1 protein-coding gene and 1 pseudogene are annotated in these 1,399 nt (G+C 67.5%); both read right to left on the reverse strand.

Annotated elements, in window-relative coordinates; genetic code table 11:
- Window positions 1–572: pseudogene (locus tag LQV45_RS32470) on the reverse strand (sensor histidine kinase); the annotation flags it as partial.
- Between the two features lie 21 nt (window positions 573–593).
- Window positions 594–1,334 (reverse strand): response regulator transcription factor, encoded by a 741-nt coding sequence (locus tag LQV45_RS32475; protein WP_079551963.1) that lies wholly within the window; start codon window positions 1,332–1,334, stop codon window positions 594–596.
- Window positions 1,335–1,399 lie beyond the last annotated feature (65 nt).

Consider the following 1,399-nt stretch of genomic DNA (forward strand, 5'->3'; position numbering starts at 1 on the left):
GTGCCGGGGAGCCCGAGCAGCACGAGCCCGCCGGCGGACACCACCACCATGGTCCAGACCAGGGAGGCCAGGGTGCTTTGTTTTTCTGCCAGCGGGAGTCCGGTCACAATCACGTCACCGTACGGTGTTCGCGCCGCCGTGAGCCGGTAGGCGCCGGCCGAAAGGCTGCGGTCCACGGACACGCCGCTCGGGGTGAGGGCCAGGAGAACCTTGTTGTCGGCGGGGGAGAGGCTCTTGACCGCGCCGTCCCCGGCCAGGAACCCGGCCCTGCTGACTTCGCCGTCCACTATCCGTGCGTTAAGCGTCCCGACGCCCTGTCCCCGGGCTTCGAGGGGGTCGGGGCGCCTGCCCGAATCGTCGGAGGAGGGCCGGCTGAACTCGCTCGAACGGTGCGAGGCCTGGTCCAGCTGGGTGTCGAGCTGCCGGGTGAGGAAGAGGTCCATGGAGGCGTAGCTGAACAAGCCCACAGCGCCGCAGATGGCCACGAGCAGCGCCATGGCGACCAGGACCAGCCGGGTGCGCAAATGCCACGTCGACGGGTTGCGCCAGTCGCGTCCGGGGACGCGGGTCATGCCGGAAAGTGAGGGCACGGATCAGTCCGCCGGTTTCAGGACGTACCCGGCTCCGCGCACCGTGTGGATCATCGGAGCGTGGTTGGCGTCGACCTTCTTGCGGAGGTAGGAAATGTACAGTTCCACGATGTTCGCCTGGCCGCCGAAATCGTAGTCCCAGACACGGTCCAGGATCTGGGCCTTGCTGATGACCCGCTTCGGGTTTTCCATGAGGTAGCGCAGCAGCTCGAACTGCGTGGCGGTCAGGTGCATTTCCTCACCGGCCCGGGTGACTTCGCGGGTGTCGACGTTGAGCACGAGGTCTCCCACCACGAGTTCGGCGGTGTCCATGGCAGCCACTCCGGAGCGCTGGACCAGCCGGTGCAGGCGCAGCAGCACCTCTTCCATGCTGAACGGCTTGGTGACATAGTCGTCGCCGCCGGCCGCCAGTCCGGTGATGCGGTCCTGGACGGCATCCTTGGCGGTGAGGAACAGCGCCGGCACCTCCGGCGCGAACGCGCGGATCCTGTTCAGCAGTTCGACGCCGTCGAACCCGGGCAACATCACGTCCAGCACCAGCACGTCGGGGCGGAACTCCTTGGCTAGCCGGACGGCTCCGGGCCCGTCCTCGGCTACGGCCACAGACCAGCCGGCCATCCGGAGCCCCATGCTCATGAGCTCGGAGAGGCTGGGCTCGTCATCCACCACGAGGGCGCGGATGGGGGAGCCGTCCGGATGCGTGAGCTGGGGAAGGTTGTTGGTCATGGAGTGCGAAGTGGCCATGGGGACAACTCTCCGATCTGCCGGTTAGGCGGGGCTTTGGGGACCCTGTGCGGCACCTGTGAATC

The sequence above is a fragment of the Microbacterium sp. Bi128 genome (assembly GCF_918698205.1).